The organism is Caballeronia hypogeia (assembly GCF_001544875.2).
GTDB lineage: Bacteria > Pseudomonadota > Gammaproteobacteria > Burkholderiales > Burkholderiaceae > Caballeronia > Caballeronia hypogeia.
This window is the reverse complement of sequence record NZ_FCOA02000030.1, coordinates 45,109-60,565: the sequence shown is the minus strand read 5'-3', so window position 1 is coordinate 60,565 and position 15,457 is coordinate 45,109. Positions and strand designations below refer to the sequence as shown.

The window sequence follows — 15,457 nt, the reverse complement described above, 5'->3', positions numbered from 1 at the left end:
CGGCCACGGCGATGAGCCGGGCGCGGACGTCCTGGCGGGATGCCGGCCGAACGCCGATTCTAGCGAATGTGCGGATTCGCCGATGCTTGGCCGGGGCGTTCAACGCCCCGAAAAGGCGACCGATCACGCGGGGCGCGGCAACTCCGCCAATAGCGCGTCGACGATTTCGCGGCCGCGCAGCGCGGCGACCCAGCGCGCCGGCAGCGCGCGCGGACCGTACAGCAGCCCGGCCAGCCCGCCCGCGACGGCGGCGGTTGTGTCGGTATCGTTGCCGAGCGTGACGGCGCGGCGCAGGCAGGTTTCGACATCGCCCGTGTCGAGCAGGCATTGCACCGCCGACCACAGGCTGTCGAGCACATAACCCGAGCCACGCGCGGGTTCGCGACGGGCTTCGAGCACGCGCCGCATTTCCGCCGCCGCGGGCGTGCTGTCGAAACGGCGGCGCAGATCCGCTTCGGCCCGTGCTACGGCATCGGACGCCCTCGCGCCTTCGAGCAGGCGGCGCGCGATCAGCGCATACAGTGCGCAGCACAGTTGCGAGCGTACATGGCCGTGCGTGACGAGCCCCTGGCGCATCGCGAGGCGCACGGCTTCATCGTCCGATGCGGCGACGAACACCACCGGCAGACAGCGCATCAGCGCGCCGTTGCCGTTGTCGCGCTCGCCACCCGGGCCCGCGCTCGCGGGCGCGGCGCCGTGGCGAAGGTCGTCGAGCGCGCGGGAAGTCTGGATGCCGACGTCGAATACGTGGCCGTCGGGCGTCATGTGGCCGTGCTCGTACCACGCGATCAGGCGCTGCGAGAAATCGGCGAGATCGAGCGACGGATACTGCACGAGGCTTTCGAGCAAGCAAAGCGCCTGCGCGCCGTCGTCGCTCCAGGTGCCGGGCGGCACGCCGCGATGCGCGCGGCGAAAGCCCTGCGGCGGCTCCATCTCTATGGCGCTTTCGGGCGGCAGGTCCGCCGCGTCGTGGAACTCGTAGGGCACGCCGAGGGCGTCGCCCAGAAGCAGGCCGTAGAGTCCGGCGCGGCAGCGTTCAGTGTGTGTTGCGGTGAGAATGTCGTTCATCTGGTCCCTCGCTCGTTCTGTGATGCTGTTTTTATCGACCGCCCCGCGCGGCGCGCCTCCGGTGTGCCATGGTCGCCATGGCGTTCTCGTGGACGGCCGCGCGCGGACTGTCACTCAGACTGTCACCCCTCGCTTCCCGCTTCGGTTTTGGCTATGTTCGGTTCGGGTCGCAGCGCGTGGCTTGGCTGTCGTATTTCGTATCGATGCGCAGTGTAGCGAGCGCGCCGGACAGCGCGTGCCCGAAGCGCAGCGCGTCATGCGTGCGCGCGCCAGATCAGCGCGGAAAGCTGATTGCCGCCGCCGAACACACGGAAGCGCGCGTCGCGCGTGAGGTTCATCTGCGGGTCGTAGATGCCGACCATGTGGAAATGCGCGTCGTAAGCGGTCTGCTTGCCGTTGTTGTCGGTGCGAATGCTGCCGATGATATGAAAGCGACTGTCGCGGATGTATTCCAAGGACATGGCCGGCCCCCTTGCCGATGATCGATTCGCGCGACGGCGCCGCTGCGTGCCGACATCATCGCCGCCCAATCGGACAAATCGTGTCCCGATCGGCGCGGGACTTCCGGCGCTGGCGCACACGGCGCGCTCAAGCCGGATGCGCTGCTGAACTCCGATGACCGGACCGTCGCGTTGGCCGACGTCAGGTACAAGAACCTGCACCCGCTGCCTCAGCGGGAGGATCTGTATCAACTGGCGGCGTATGTCGGCCGGTACGGGGACGAAGCGCGGACGCTGGCCGGCGCGCTCATCCATGACACCGTCCGCCGAACGTGACGGACCGTGGTTCCTGAACGGCAGAAACGCGGCGCACTTCGTGACCTTGCCGCACGATATCGATGAGGCCGCCGCGAAGCTCGGAAGCCTGCCGTTCCGGGACGCGCCGGCCGCGTGAGCCGTGCGCGCCCCGCGCTACCTCAAACCGCCACCGCCGCCAGGACCTCCGCGATCGCCGCGGCGGTTGCATCGACATTGCCTTCGTTGAGCGCCGCCACGCACATGCGCCCCGAGCGGATCAGATAAACGCCGTGCTGCTCGCGCAGCGCGTCCACCTGAGTCGCGGAAAGTCCCGTGTACGTAAACATGCCGCGCTGCGCCAGATAACGCGCGAGCATCGCGTCCGGCACGTTGCCGCGCAAACGCGCGTGAATCTCGCCACGCATGCGCGCGATGCGCCGGCACATCGATGCGAGCTCGTCCTCCCACGACTTTCGCAGCGCGGGCGTCGTGAGCACGTGCGCGACGATCCTCGCGCCGTGCGTCGGCGGATTGCTGTAGTTCGCGCGCACGGCGCTCGTCAGTTGCCCGAGCACGCGCGCCGCCGCCTGCGCCGACTCGCAGATCACCGACAGCGCGCCGCAACGCTCGCCATACAGCGAAAAGTTCTTCGAGAACGAATTGGCGACCAGCGCCGGCACGTTCTGGCGCACCAGCTCGCGGATCGCGAAGGCATCGGCGTCAAGACCCGCGCCGAAGCCCTGATACGCCATGTCGATGAACGGCAGCAGGTCGCGCTGCTTCATCACGCCGATCAGCTCCGCCCATTGCGCATCGCTCAGATCGACGCCCGTCGGGTTATGACAGCACGCGTGCAGCAGCACGACGCTCTTCGCGGGCAGATCGCGGATTTCCGCGAGCATCGAATCGAACCTGAGGCCGCCGGTCGCTTCGTCATAGTACGGATACGTGCCAACCACGAAACCCGCGCGCTCGAAGATGAAGCGATGGTTGTCCCACGTCGGATCGCTCACCCAGACTTGCGAGCCGGGAAAGTAACGGCGGATGAAATCCGCGCCGACCTTGAGCGCGCCCGAGCCGCCCAATGTCTGCAGCGTCGCGATTCGGCCTTCGGCGCGCGCGGGCGAGTCTTCGCCGAACACGAGCGACTGCACCGCGTCGCGATAGGACGCGAGTCCCGACATCGGCAGATAAGGCTTCGCGGCGGGCATCGACATGACATGCGCTTCGGCTTCGCGCACGGCGCTCATCACCGGCAGACGGCCGGCTTCGTCGTAGTAGATGCCGATGCTCAGGTTGACTTTGCCCTCGCGCGGGTCCTTCGCGAAATCTTCGTTCAGCGAGAGGATCGGGTCGCCAGGATAGGCTTCGATGTGTTCGAACATGTTGTCTCCTTTAACGCGACTGCATGCGCGACGGCAACGCCGCGCCCGTGCGGCGGTTGCGAATCATGTAACCCACGCCGAGCACGGCGAGCCACACGGGAATCAGATACACAGAGATGCGCAGATCGGGGATCAGGCACATCACCACCAGAATGCCCGCGAGGAACACGAGGCACAGATAGTTGGTGAGCGGATAGCCGAGGCTCTTGAACACGGTCGTCTCACCGGCGCGAGCCTTCGCGCGGCGGAATTGCAGGTGGATCAGGCTGATCATCGCCCAGTTGATGATGAGCGCCGACACGACCAGACCCATCAGCAACTCGAACGCCTTGCCCGGCATCAGGTAGTTGATGAGCACGCATGCGGCCGTCGCCAGTGCCGAAACGCCGAGCGCCGCGAGCGGAATGCCGCGCTTGTTGACCTTGAGCAGCGCGCGCGGCGCGTTGCCCTGCTGCGCGAGACCGTAGAGCATGCGGCTGTTGCAGTACACGCCGCTGTTGTAGACCGACAGCGCCGCCGTCAACACCACTGCATTGAGCACGTGCGCGACGAAGTTGCTGTTCATTGCGTGGAAGATCAGCACGAACGGGCTGCCGCCGGCCACGACCTTCTGCCACGGATACAGCGAAAGCAGCACGCCGAGCGCGCCCACATAGAAGATCAGGATGCGGTAGATCACCTGATTGGTGGCGCGCGGAATCGTGCGCGAAGGATCATCGGCTTCGGCCGCCGTGATGCCGACCAGCTCCAGCCCGCCGAACGAGAACATGATGACGGCCATCGCCATGACGAGACCCGACACGCCGTTCGGGAAGAAGCCGCCATGACGCCACAGGTTCGAGACGCTCGCCTCCGGCCCGGCGTTGCCCGAGAACAGCAGCCAGCCGCCGAAGCCGATCATGCCGACGATCGCCACGACCTTGACGATCGCGAACCAGAACTCCAGCTCGCCGTAGGACTTCACGCTCGTCAGGTTGATCGCGTTGATCACGCAGAAGCAGACCAGCGCGGAGACCCATGTGGGAATGCCCGGCCACCAGTACTGCACGTAGATGCCGACGGCGGACAGCTCGGCCATCGACACCAGGATGTAGAGCACCCAGTAATTCCAGCCCGACAGGAAGCCCGCGTATTGCCCGCAGTACTTGTCGGCGAAATGGCTGAACGAACCGGCGACGGGCTCGTCGACCACCATCTCGCCCAGTTGCCGCATGATGAAAAACGCAACGATGCCGGCGATCGCGTAACCGAGCAGCACCGACGGTCCCGCCGTCCTGATGGTCTGCGCGATGCCGAGAAACAACCCGGTGCCGATCGCGCCGCCCAGCGCGATCAGCTGAATGTGACGGTTCTTCAGGCCGCGCTTGAGCGTGCCATCTGCCTCATGTGCCACGTGTCTCTCTCCTGTTGTGATGCGGTGAATTGCGGACGCATCGTACTTCAGGCGTCCCCCGCTCGATTTAGGGGAATCAGTGTAAATTTGTTGCGGCACAATAGGATTTCGTACGAACCGCAGATAAACCCTAGTTTGCGGATTTCGATTTCCTGAGAACGGCGTTTGGAGAAATTAAATTGCAGACTATCGAGATCGATCGTATCGACCTGCGTCTGCTCGGGATTCTGCAATCCCGGGGACGCATCTCCAATCTCGAACTGGCGGAGGCGATCAGCCTGTCGCCCGCGCAGACGCTCAGGCGGCATCGGCGGCTGGAGGAGCTGGGCGTGATCAAAGGCTATGAAACGCGGCTCGACGCGCAGACGCTCGGCTTCGGCGTGGTGGCGTTCATCCAGGTCACGATGGAGCGCGGCCACGTGCGCGACCTGGCGAAGTTCAAGGGCGTGGTCGCAAAGCTCGCGGAGATCCAGGAGTGCTTCGCGGTGACCGGCGATATCGATTACATGCTGAAGGTCATCGCGCGGGATCTGAAGGGACTGTCGGAGTTTCTGCTCGATACGCTGATGCGCATTCCCGGCGTGAGCGGCGTGAAGTCGAGCGTGTGTCTCGACGAATTGAAGTGCGTGAGCGCGGTGCCGCTCGAACCGTGACGCGCGCCGCCCTCACGCGCTGCGGGTTCAGATCGCCATGCCCCCCGACACTTCGATGCGTTGCGCATTCACCCAGCGATTGTCTTCCGACAGCAATGAGGCGATCATCGGTCCGATGTCGTCGGGCAGGCCCGCACGGCCGAGCGCGGTCATGTCGGCGATGCGCTTGTTGAGCTCGGGATTGTCGCGCACGATGCCGCCGCTGAAGTCCGTCTGGATCGCGCCCGGCGCGACCACGTTGACGGCGATCCTGCGCGGCGCGAGTTCCTTCGCCATGTATTTGGTCAGCACTTCAACGGCGCCCTTCATCGAGCCATAAGGCGCGCTTTCCGGCACGATGATGCGCGTGAGGCCCGACGAAACGTTCACGATCCGGCCGCCGTCGCGAATCAGCGGCAAGAGCTTTTGGGTAAGAAAGAACACGCCCTTGAAATGCACGTTGTAGAGCTGATCGAGCTCCGCTTCCGTGGTTTTCTCGATGCTGTTGTGATGCGACGTGCCCGCGTTGTTGACGAGAAAGTCGAAGCGCCCGGCGCCCCATCCGGCGAGCGTGCGACGCACTTCGTCGACGAACGCATCGAAGCCGCGCGTGTCGCCGGTATCGAGTTGCAAGATCGCCGATTGCGCGCCCGCTTCCGTCACGAGCTTCGCGACCTGCTCCGCTTCCGCGCGATTGCTGTGATACGTGAAGATGCTGTCGATGCCGCGCTTCGCGAGATTGAGCACGGTGTTGCGACCGAGTCCGCGGCTGCCGCCGGTGACGATCGCGATCTTTCTGTCGGACATGATGGACGCTCCGTGATATGTGTCCACAGAATAGCGGCCGCGACGCTGCTCGATAATCCGCTTCAATGCGCACGGGTTGTGCGCTACAGCGAACAATGCCGCCGCGTTCACGGCGTGGATGACGAGCGATCCTTCTGCCAGCAGCGCAGCCCGAAAAGCGGCACGACGCCATAGGCATGATCGATCAGGTCCGACTGCAGCTTTTCGTAAAGCTCCCAGCGAATCTCGCTTACATACAGATAAATCTCCAGCGCGACGATCGGCGCCGTGGATTGCATGTGGCGGATCACGAAGGGCTTGTCGCGGCGCACCGCCGGATGTTCGCGCAGATACGCGCTCAGATAGTAGCGGTATAGACCGAGGTTCGTGCGCGGCTCGCCTTCGGGAATCACGAGCCGCCGGCCGATGCGTTCGTTGAGTTGCGCGAGCATGGCGTCGTCGGGAAAGCGCACGGTGTCGACATCGAAATGAATTGCGTGACGCACGCGCCGCGCGCCCGACTCGGTCATGCCGCGCCAGTTCTTCACGCTGTTGGTCAGGAGAAGCTGGCTCGGCAACATCACGATCGTGTTGTCGAAGTTGCGCACTTTGATGGTGTTCAGCGCGATATCGATCACGGTGCCGTCCGCGACGAATCCGGGCACTTCGATCCAGTCGCCCACGCGCAGCATGTCGTAGGCCGCGAGCTGGATGCTGGCGACGAAGCCCAGCAGCGAGTCGCGAAAGATGATGATGAGCAGCGCGGTGATCGCGCTCAGGCCGGTGAGCAGATAGACCGGCGAGCGGCCGATCAGCAAGGACACGATCGCGATCAGCGCGATCAGATACACCACGATGGTGGCGATTTGCAGGAAGCTCTTGATCGGCCGCTCGGTCGCGGACGGAACATGGCTGTAGCGTTCCTCGATGCTGTCGCGCAGTGCGAGCGCCGCGCGCACCAGCGTGTAGACCATGTAGCAGGCGGCGAGCACGCCCATGGGCCGTCCGAGCGACGGGATCACGGGAAACGTGAGGCCGGAGAGCGTGGGCGCCGATGCATAGACGATCGCCGCGGGCACGAGCGGCGCGAGCCGATGGAACACCTTGTGGCGCTCGGCGGCGATCAGCCACTTGCGCCCTTCCCTGCGCGCGAGCCGGCTGACGACAATCAGCATGATCCAGCGGGTCAGGTAGTAGCAGAGGGTGCTCGCCAGGAGAATGCCGAGCAGAAGGATGGCCACCAGCAGGGTCGCGATGGCCCAGCTATCCGTGGCGACGTGGACCTGGCTCCAGTCCGCTCCGCTTTGGATATGCAAGTGGTTGCCGAACATGGACTCTCCTGCTGTGGGAAAACCAATGTCGTCACGCGGGTGCGTCCGGCCGATTCGTCTGGGGGATCGGACGGACGCGTGTAGTTATTGTAGTAGGGAGAGCGCCGCAATTTGCGCCACCGCCTCAGCTCCCGTCACCACGTCCCCTTAAAGGCCTCCTGCACGCGACCCGGGTCCGTGATCCCGTTCGCCACCAGCAACTGCGTGAGCAAGCGAGCCTTCTGCGGATTCAGGTCGAGCGATACCACGAAGCCGCGCTTGTCGTCGTCCACCTCGACGTTGCGGTTCACGAATCCCGACAACACCCGCGTCGAGCGAACCACCACGATGCCCTTCTTCACTGCCCGGTCGAGCGCGGCGAGCGCTTCCTTCGACGCGTCGCCGTCGCCTTCCCCTGCCACGACGATGCCCTTCGCGCCGTCGGCGATCGCGTGATCGATCTGGCGTCCGTCCATGTTGCTGTGCGCGTAGACGATATCGACACGCGGCAACTGTCCGTCGGCGGGCAGGCTCAGCGCGTCGCGCGCCGTTTGCGGCGCCGGTGTGACGAAGCGCACGCTCGCCGGATCGACATAACCGATCGCGCCCGCATTCGGCGACGCGAACGCCTGCACCGCCGTGGTATTCGTCTTGGTGATCCAGCGCGGCGCGTGAATCTGGTCGTTCATCACGACCATCACGCCCCTGCCGCGCGATTGCGCACTCGCCGCCACTTCGACGGCTTCGTAGAGGTTGTTCGGGCCATCGGCGCTCGTGGTCCCGCCGGGCCGCATCGAGCCGACCAGCACCACCGGCTTGTTCGAGCGCAACACGTTATGCAGAAAGAAGGCAGTTTCCTCGATCGTATCGGTGCCGTGCGTAATCACGACGCCGTCCGCCTCGTTCCGTTCGAACGCTTCGTCGATGCGCCGCGCGAGTTGCAGCCAGATCTTGTCGTTCATGTCCTGCGAGCCGACGTTCGAGATCTGCTCCGCGCTGATGCTCGCGAGCTTTTCGATGCCCGGAACGCCGCGCACCAGTTCCTGGCCTTTCACGTTGCCCGAGTTGTAGCCGATCGCCGAGCGCGGATCGGCCGTGCCCGAGATCGTCCCGCCGGTCGCCAGCACGAGCACGCGCGGCGCGCTCGCCGTCGCGGCGCCCGGTTGAGGCGACGGTGCATCGGCGGCCCCGGCGCTGGCGCCAGCTAGCAGCCCCGCGACGAGCAGCGCGGCGGCGCAAGAACGGCGCATCGTGTTGCGCATGATGATGCAGGTGTTCATTTTCGTTTCCTCGAATGATGGCAGCGCCGCGCATGACGCAGGCGCCGCTCCGTGAAAAGACCTTCAGGCAGCCGAAGCGATTCTTCTCGGTTGCGTGAGCATGGCGGGCTGCAGGATTTCGTCGAGTTGCGACTGGCTCAGCAGGCCCCGCTCGATCACGATCTGCGCCACGCTCCTGCCGGACGCGAGCGCTTCCTTCGCGACTTCCGTCGAATGCGTATAGCCGATATACGGATTGAGCGCGGTCACGATGCCGATCGAACTCTCGAGAATCGCGCGCAGCCGCTCGCGGTTTGCCGTGATGCCGTCGACGCACTTCGTGGCGAGCGTGAGGCAGCCCGCGCGCAAGTGAGCGACGCTCTTGAACAGGCTGTGCGCGATGATCGGCTCGAACGCGTTGAGCTGAAGCTGCCCCGCCTCGGCCGCGAAGCTGACGGTCACGTCGTTGCCGATGACCTCGAACGCAATCTGGTTGACGACTTCCGGAATCACCGGATTCACCTTGCCCGGCATGATGCTGGAACCCGCCTGCACCGGCGGCAGGTTGATCTCGCCGAGACCGGCGCGCGGACCGCTCGCGAGCAGCCGCAGATCGTTACAGGTCTTGGAAAGCTTGACCGCGACGCGCTTCAGCACGCCGGAAAGCTGCACGAACGAGCCGACGTCCTGGGTCGCCTCCACCAGGTTCGGCGACGTGCTGAGCGCGATGCCCGTGACTTCGCTCAAATGCCGGCACGCGAGCGGCGCGTATTCCGGATGCGTGTTGATGCCGGTGCCGATCGCCGTCGCGCCGAGATTGATCTCGCAGATCAGTTGCGCCGCTTCGCGGAGCCGCTCCTGATCCTCGCCGAGCATCACAGCGAAGGTGCTGAACTCCTGGCCGAGCGTCATCGGCACCGCGTCCTGAAGCTGCGTGCGCCCCATCTTGAGGTCGTCGGCGAACTCCCGCGCCTTGCGTTCGAACGATGCGCGCAGCACGCCCATCGCATCGACGAGCTGCATGATGCCGGCGTAGGTCGCGATCTTCAGCGCCGTCGGATAGACATCGTTGGTGCTCTGGCCGAGATTCACGTCTTCGTTCGGATGCAGCACGCCGTACTCGCCGCGCTGATGCCCGAGATGTTCGAGCGCGAGATTGGCGATGACTTCGTTCGCGTTCATGTTGGTCGACGTACCCGCGCCGCCCTGAATCACATCGACGACGAAGTGCTCGTGCGCGGTGCCCGAGCGCACTTGCCGGCATGCCTGCACGATGGCCTGCATCTTCACCTCGCTCAATAGCCCGAGATCGTGGTTCGCGAGCGCGGCCGCTTCCTTCACGCTCGCCAGCGCGTTGACGAGATTCGGATAAGCGGAAATGGCGATGCCGGTGATCGGGAAGTTCTCCAGCGCGCGCAGCGTGTGCACGCCGTAGTAGGCGGTGGCGGGCACGGCGAGATCGCCGAGCAGGTCGTGTTCGATACGTTCTGCGGGTGCAAGCATGATGTCCTCTCAAGTTCTGAAATCGACAGGCGAACCGGGTCATCCGGCACACATCGTGTGTGCCGGTCCGTCGCGTTGGGTTGGTTTGATGCGGTTGGGTTACTGCGGTGGTGAAGTGGCGTACGCCACGCATTGCTTCGCGAGCACGTCGGTCGGATCGACCACGCTCACGCGCGTGCCATTCACGCCGGTGAAATGCGTATCGCGCAGCAGCAGCGGCAACTCCGTGCAGCCGAGAATGACGACTTCGACGCCCTGCGCGATGAGCCCCTCGATGGCCGCGCCGATATCCTCCTGACACCGGCCCGACGTGAATCCGGCCTTCACGCCTTCCGTGCCGTAGATGGCTTCCATCACGCGCGCCTGCAGGGCCGGGCCGGGGACGACCTGCCGCAAACCTTGCGATTCGAGCGCCTTCTCATAGACGCCGCTCGCGAGCGTACCGGACGTTGCGAGCACGCCCACGTCGCGCAGCGATGGAAACGTCTCGCGCAGAAAGCGCACCGTCGTCGTCAGCATGTTGACGATGGGTATGCCGAGATACGGCTGAATGCGCTCGACGAAAGCATGGGCCGTATTGCAGGGAATCGCGATCAGGTCCGCGCCGCCGGCTTCGAGCTTCTTGCAGGTCGCATAGAGCGAGATCGTCGGATCGGGGCCGTTGCCGACGAGGTTCTCCGTGCGGTCGGGAATCTGCGGGTTCTGTTCGACCAGCAGCTTGATATGGTCCTGATCGCGCCGCGCGGGCGTGGCGCGCACGATCTTGTGAATGAAGTCCACCGTCGCCGCCGGCCCGACGCCGCCCACCACGCCGACCTTGAAGATCGTCTCGGGCGACTCGTACTGGCCGGACACCACGTATTGCGCATAGGCGAGATTCGAATCGACGAGCGGCACGCGCAACGCGCCCAGCTCGTCGGCTACGAGCGCGATCTCCGTGAGCCCCGGCACGATCACATTGGCGCCCTGCGCGATCAGGTCCTCGCATGCCGCGCGCAACAACTCGACCGGACGGCCGCGCAGGTTGCCGCTCTTCACGCCGTCCGCGCCGTATATGGCCTCGGTGACGAGATCGACGCCGTCGGCATTCGCGCGCGGATGGATCACTTCGAATTCCGGCGACGCGAAATACTTCTCGAACAACTGCCTGCGCCGCGTATGCGCCGACGCGAGCACGCCCACGCGGCGCACCGCCGGAAACTTCCTGCGCACGTGACTGCGTACCGCCTCGACCATATCGACGATCTGCAGCGGCGCATTCGCCTTCAACTCGTCGATGAAGGTATGACTGAGAAAGCACGGCAGCACGACCGTCGTGACGCCACGCTTCTCGAAGCTGCTGATCAGATCGAAGATATACAGCTTGCGCTGCGTGAGCGTCTCGCTGTCGGCATCCGCGCTGCGGAACGGCTGCTGCTCGAAGATCGCATCGAAGTGCTCGGCGTCGCGCGTGGCGGGTGTCGACTTGATCAGCTTGAAGAACACGTCCGCGCTCGCGAGCGGCCCGAGTCCGCCGACCACGCCGAATTTGCGCGCGCCCGTGGCGTCCGCGGTCTTCATTTGGTTTCGCCTTCCAGCTGACCGAACGAAGGCGTGCTCATCGCGGCGCGGCGCTCCTGCCGCGCGACACGTTTCACTTCCCACTTCGCGATGGCCGCCGTCGCGATGCTGTTGCCGATCACATTGGTCGCGGTGCGCCCCATGTCGAGAATCTGGTCGATGGCCAGCACCAGCACCACGCCCGACGGCGGCAGATGGAACATCGGCGCCACGGCGGCGACCACCACCACCGAGCCGCGCGCGACGCCGGCCATACCCTTGCTGCTCACCATCAGCACGAGCAGCATCACGATCTGCGTGCCGAGCGGCATGTCGATGCCGAAGGCCTGCGCGATGAAGATCGCGGCGAAGGCCTGGTACATCATCGAGCCGTCGAGATTGAATGCATAGCCGAGCGGCAAGGTGAAGCCGACCACTTTCTTGTCGACGCCGAATTCCTCCAGCTTTTCAGTCAGTCGCGGATAGGCGGCCTCGCTGCTCGCGGTGGAGAAGGCCAGCATCGCGGGCTCGCGGATCGCCTTGAGCAAGGTCCACACCGGCTTGCCGAGGAACGCGTAGCCGGCGAGGATCAGCGCGGCCCACAACAGCGCGAGCCCCGTATAGAAACTCGCGACGAGCTTGCCGTAAGTGGTGAGCACATCGAGCCCGTGCACCGTGATGGCGGAGGCGAGCGCGCCGAACACGCCCAGCGGCGCGAGCCGCATCACATAGTCCGTCAGCTTCAGCATGGCGGGGACGAGTCCCTCTACGCCCGCGATCAGCGGCGCGACGCGCGGGTCGGACTTGATCACGCTGAGCACGATCCCGAACATCACGGAAAAGACGAGGATCTGCAGGATGTCGTTGCGCGCCATCGCATCGAGGATGCTCGTGGGGAATGCGTGCGTCACGAAGTCCTTGAAATTGAGGCCCGACGTGTTGAGGCCGGTGGCGACATCGGCGCTCGTCTGCGTCATGTGCAGGCCCGCGCCGGGCTGCAGAAGATTGGCGAGCAGAAGTGCGAGCGCGAGCGAAAACAGCGACGCGCACAGGAACCATGCGATGGAGCGCAGGCCGATCCGGCGCACGTCGCTCGTGCCTTCCATGCCCGCGAGTCCCGAAACCAGCGTGGCGAAGACCAGCGGCGCGATGATCATCTTCACGAGCCGCAGAAAGATATCCGTAATGATGGAGAAGTAGCCCGCGATGACCTTGGCGTGCGCGGCGTCCGCAGCCGTGCGATGACAGACATAGCCGACAGCCACGCCGAGCGCCATGCCGGCGAGGATATAAAAGGTGAGCCGATTCTTCATGTGTCTCCGTCCAGGGATGGCGCACGAACGGTCGGACGACCGGCGCGCGCTCGGGTATGGCGGGCGCGCCGGGAATCGGAGCGCCGCGTTTTCGAGTTCAGGACGGAATCTTAGGGAAAGCAGAAAAAACGTGAATGCCAGTGCTGCATATGGCTATGCAAGTTTCGCATAGCGCGGGATAACCCTATCCGGCCGCACCGGATGCGGCGCGCAGATGGCGCCATAGCGTTTCCAGCAGCTCGCTGCGATTGCCGAGATCGCGGTACACGCGCAACTCGAGCGCGAGTTGCCAGTCGGCGCCGCCGGCGGCCACGAGATCGCCGGCATCGAGCTCCGCTGCGATCGAACTCTTCGGCAGCCACGCAATGCCCTCGCCTTCGAGAACCAGCTTCTTCACGACTTCCGCCATGTCGGATTCATAGTGCAGTCGCAGCGCGGGCGCTTGCTTCGATTGCTTCGTGTGCTCCATCACGAGCGCAAGGCAGCGCCCGAAATAGCTCGTCTCCGTGTAAGCGATGAACGACATCGGATGCGCCGGCGCGCCGGGCAGGCGGTACGCCGGCGCGAGCCGCTGATTCGGTTTGCAGACCGGCATGAAGGTATCGACGCCAACGGTCACGTACTCGTACTTCGCCGGATCGAGATGCAGCGGCAACTGCGGATGGTGATAGGCGAGCATCAGTTCGCAGTTGCCGTTGACGAGCATCAGGATCGAATCGTGGACGTTCGCCGGAATCACCCGCGCGCGCACTTCGCCGATATGAGCGGAGAGCGTGCGCAACCAGGCAGGCAGGAAGTTGAGTGCGATGGTGTGGCCCGCCGCGATCTGCAGGCTCTTGCCCGCGATGCGCTGCTCGGTGCGAATGATGGCGCGCGTGTCGAACAGCTTGTCGAGGATGTCCTCGGCGGCGTCGCGAAACAACTGACCCGCTGGCGTGAGCGTCGGCGGAAAGCCGCTGCGGTCGACGAGATCGGCGCCGACCCATTGCTCCAGCGACTGAATGCGCCTGCTGAAGCCGGACTGCGTGACGTTGCGAAACTCCGCCGCGCGCGAAAAGCTCTGATAACGGGCCAGCGCGATGAAGTCTTCGATCCACTTGATTTCCATGTGCCATCCGTCGGTCCGCCCCGTGGCGATCCGGCTCGCCACGGTGAGCGGAGATTCTACGCCGGGCGCGACAGGAGTCGCCGCCCTGCACGTGCGCGGATGGCACGGGCTGCATCCATCTATCTCGCGACCACCGCTTCCCCGACTTCCTCGCGATGCGGCCTTGCACACAGGATCAGCACGCCGCCCGTCAACCCGCAGCAGGCCAGCACGGAAAACGCCAGCTGGAAGTCGCTGCCCTTGCCGGACAGCAGGCCGACCAGCACCGGCCCGATAAATCCGCCGACGAGATTGCCGATCGCACCGATCAGCGCCGTGCCGACGATCGCATCCGCTGCGGGAAGCAACTCCGTCACATAGGTGAAGATGAGCGGCAGGAACATTTCGAGGAAGAAGCCCATCGCGGTGAACAGTGTCATGCGCAACGCGAGCGACGCCGGCGGCACGTTCGCCGCGATCAGCAACAGCAAGCCCGCGACGAGTATCGGCACACCCGCGTGCAACCGACGCTCCTGATGGCGGTCGGAACTGCGCGTCGCGACCAGAATGCCGACTATGCACGCTGCCCACGGCAGCGCCGACAATAACCCGACCGCCTCCGGCCCGAGCTTCTGCGAAGCCGCGATGGACGTGGGCAGCCACAGCATGAAACCATAGACCACGAGATTGATGAGCGAAAAGCCGCCGGCAAGGAACCACGTCGCCCTGAGCGAGATGACGCGGCGAATGCCCGAATGCGAGGTCACGCCTTCGAACGATGCTTGTTCCTCGGCGAGCGCGCGGGTCAGGCCGCGCTTCTGTTCTTCGGAGAGCCAGCGCGCGGAGTGGATGCTCTTCGGAATGGTCGACCACCACACGACCGCCCAGATCCACGCGGGCAAGCCTTCCACGACCATCATCACGCGCCAGTCGTGATGGGCGAGCAGAAAGCCCGAGACCGGCCCAGCCAGCAACGCGCCCAGGGGCGAGCTGATCACCCACAGGCCGAACGCCTTGCCGCGCTCCGCCCGCACGAACCACGCGGCCGTCAGGCTCGAAGCCGCCGCCCACACCGGACCTTCGGCGACGCCCAATACGAGCCGCACCGCGAGCAGTTCCTCGAAGTTGCGCACGAGACCCGTCGCCATGGCGGCCGCGCCCCAGCAGATGAGACTCACCATGACGACGCGGCGCGCGCCATAGCGGGACACGAGCCAGCCACCGGCAAGAAAGGTGATGACATAGCCCCAGAAGAAGATGCCGCCCACCAGACCCGCATGCGCCGCGTCGATGCCGAGGTCGCGACGGATCGACGGCAGCGCGAGTCCGATGTTGGTCCGGTCGAAGTACGAGATCGTGTACATCAGGAAGATCACGAGCACGATCCTGATCCAGCGCGCGGAGCCGGACGAATTCACTTTCGCAAAGCCTGCTTCCTCCATGCT

Annotated in this window: 15 protein-coding genes; 3 read left to right on the top strand and 12 right to left on the bottom strand. The window is 64.9% G+C overall.

The window, feature by feature from the left end; all coding sequences use genetic code 11:
* Positions 1-123: 123 nt before the first annotated feature.
* Both AWB79_RS30610 and AWB79_RS41100 read right to left on the bottom strand, forming a co-directional pair.
* Positions 124-1,068: an ADP-ribosylglycohydrolase family protein gene (locus AWB79_RS30610; RefSeq protein WP_061171187.1), complete on the bottom strand. Its 945-nt coding sequence runs from the start codon at positions 1,066-1,068 to the stop codon at positions 124-126.
* A 254-nt stretch (positions 1,069-1,322) separates the two neighbouring features.
* Complete coding sequence (locus AWB79_RS41100) at positions 1,323-1,529, bottom strand: hypothetical protein (protein WP_061171186.1); 207 nt, start codon at positions 1,527-1,529, stop codon at positions 1,323-1,325.
* A 171-nt stretch (positions 1,530-1,700) separates the two neighbouring features.
* Between AWB79_RS41100 and AWB79_RS41095 the strand changes: the two genes are divergently transcribed.
* Both AWB79_RS41095 and AWB79_RS38965 read left to right on the top strand, forming a co-directional pair.
* The gene (locus AWB79_RS41095; protein WP_374728576.1) at positions 1,701-1,844 is read left to right on the top strand and encodes a hypothetical protein; all 144 of its coding nucleotides are present in this window, start codon (positions 1,701-1,703) and stop codon (positions 1,842-1,844) included.
* Complete coding sequence (locus tag AWB79_RS38965) at positions 1,822-1,962, top strand: hypothetical protein (protein WP_157695882.1); 141 nt, start codon at positions 1,822-1,824, stop codon at positions 1,960-1,962. The genes AWB79_RS41095 and AWB79_RS38965 overlap by 23 nt, the downstream gene beginning before the upstream one ends.
* 22 nt (positions 1,963-1,984) lie before the next feature.
* Here AWB79_RS38965 and AWB79_RS30595 read toward each other — a convergent pair whose 3' ends face one another.
* Positions 1,985-3,190: an amino acid aminotransferase gene (locus AWB79_RS30595; protein WP_061171184.1), complete on the bottom strand. Its 1,206-nt coding sequence runs from the start codon at positions 3,188-3,190 to the stop codon at positions 1,985-1,987.
* Positions 3,191-3,200: 10 nt separating this feature from the next.
* Positions 3,201-4,583, bottom strand: coding sequence for an amino acid permease (locus AWB79_RS30590; protein ID WP_061171183.1), 1,383 nt, complete (start codon positions 4,581-4,583; stop codon positions 3,201-3,203).
* Positions 4,584-4,762: 179 nt separating this feature from the next.
* Here AWB79_RS30590 and AWB79_RS30585 point away from each other — a divergent pair, with 179 nt between their 5' ends.
* Positions 4,763-5,236, top strand: a complete 474-nt coding sequence (locus AWB79_RS30585; protein WP_061171182.1) for an Lrp/AsnC family transcriptional regulator — start codon at positions 4,763-4,765, stop codon at positions 5,234-5,236.
* Positions 5,237-5,263: 27 nt separating this feature from the next.
* Here the strand turns inward: AWB79_RS30585 and AWB79_RS30580 are convergent, their stop codons facing one another.
* The 8 genes from AWB79_RS30580 to AWB79_RS30545 all read right to left on the bottom strand — a co-directional run bounded on the left by AWB79_RS30580 (position 5,264) and on the right by AWB79_RS30545 (position 15,454).
* Positions 5,264-6,022: an SDR family NAD(P)-dependent oxidoreductase gene (locus tag AWB79_RS30580; RefSeq protein WP_061171204.1), complete on the bottom strand. Its 759-nt coding sequence runs from the start codon at positions 6,020-6,022 to the stop codon at positions 5,264-5,266.
* A 107-nt stretch (positions 6,023-6,129) separates the two neighbouring features.
* Positions 6,130-7,332, bottom strand: a complete 1,203-nt coding sequence (locus AWB79_RS30575) for a mechanosensitive ion channel family protein (protein ID WP_061171181.1) — start codon at positions 7,330-7,332, stop codon at positions 6,130-6,132.
* Between the two features lie 134 nt (positions 7,333-7,466).
* Entirely contained in the window at positions 7,467-8,591 is a 1,125-nt protein-coding gene (locus AWB79_RS30570) for an asparaginase (protein ID WP_061171180.1), read from the bottom strand.
* Positions 8,592-8,654: 63 nt separating this feature from the next.
* A complete protein-coding gene (aspA, locus tag AWB79_RS30565) occupies positions 8,655-10,073 on the bottom strand; it encodes an aspartate ammonia-lyase (RefSeq protein ID WP_061171179.1) in 1,419 nt (472 codons plus the stop codon).
* A 99-nt stretch (positions 10,074-10,172) separates the two neighbouring features.
* Positions 10,173-11,633, bottom strand: a complete 1,461-nt coding sequence (gene cuyB / locus AWB79_RS30560; RefSeq protein WP_061171178.1) for a cysteate racemase — start codon at positions 11,631-11,633, stop codon at positions 10,173-10,175.
* Entirely contained in the window at positions 11,630-12,925 is a 1,296-nt protein-coding gene (locus tag AWB79_RS30555; RefSeq protein WP_061171177.1) for a dicarboxylate/amino acid:cation symporter, read from the bottom strand. Before AWB79_RS30555 ends, cuyB begins: the two co-directional genes overlap by 4 nt.
* Positions 12,926-13,109: 184 nt before the next feature.
* Positions 13,110-14,033 carry a LysR substrate-binding domain-containing protein gene (locus AWB79_RS30550; RefSeq protein WP_061171176.1) on the bottom strand — a complete coding sequence of 308 codons (924 nt, stop codon included), beginning with the start codon at positions 14,031-14,033 and terminating at the stop codon, positions 13,110-13,112.
* Between the two features lie 119 nt (positions 14,034-14,152).
* Entirely contained in the window at positions 14,153-15,454 is a 1,302-nt protein-coding gene (locus AWB79_RS30545) for an MFS transporter (protein WP_061171175.1), read from the bottom strand.
* Between the last annotated feature and the right edge of the window lie 3 nt (positions 15,455-15,457).

Coding starts and splice junctions, on each gene's coding strand:
- AWB79_RS41100 (WP_061171186.1), bottom strand. CDS start 1,529: ATGTCCTTGGAATACATCCGCGACAGTCGCTTTCATATCATCGGCAGC.
- AWB79_RS30550 (WP_061171176.1), bottom strand. CDS start 14,033: ATGGAAATCAAGTGGATCGAAGACTTCATCGCGCTGGCCCGTTATCAG.
- AWB79_RS30570 (WP_061171180.1), bottom strand. CDS start 8,591: ATGAACACCTGCATCATCATGCGCAACACGATGCGCCGTTCTTGCGCC.
- AWB79_RS30595 (WP_061171184.1), bottom strand. CDS start 3,190: ATGTTCGAACACATCGAAGCCTATCCTGGCGACCCGATCCTCTCGCTG.
- aspA (WP_061171179.1), bottom strand. CDS start 10,073: ATGCTTGCACCCGCAGAACGTATCGAACACGACCTGCTCGGCGATCTC.
- cuyB (WP_061171178.1), bottom strand. CDS start 11,633: ATGAAGACCGCGGACGCCACGGGCGCGCGCAAATTCGGCGTGGTCGGC.
- AWB79_RS30545 (WP_061171175.1), bottom strand. CDS start 15,454: ATGGAGGAAGCAGGCTTTGCGAAAGTGAATTCGTCCGGCTCCGCGCGC.
- AWB79_RS30610 (WP_061171187.1), bottom strand. CDS start 1,068: ATGAACGACATTCTCACCGCAACACACACTGAACGCTGCCGCGCCGGA.
- AWB79_RS30555 (WP_061171177.1), bottom strand. CDS start 12,925: ATGAAGAATCGGCTCACCTTTTATATCCTCGCCGGCATGGCGCTCGGC.
- AWB79_RS30580 (WP_061171204.1), bottom strand. CDS start 6,022: ATGTCCGACAGAAAGATCGCGATCGTCACCGGCGGCAGCCGCGGACTC.
- AWB79_RS30575 (WP_061171181.1), bottom strand. CDS start 7,332: ATGTTCGGCAACCACTTGCATATCCAAAGCGGAGCGGACTGGAGCCAG.
- AWB79_RS38965 (WP_157695882.1), top strand. CDS start 1,822: ATGACACCGTCCGCCGAACGTGACGGACCGTGGTTCCTGAACGGCAGA.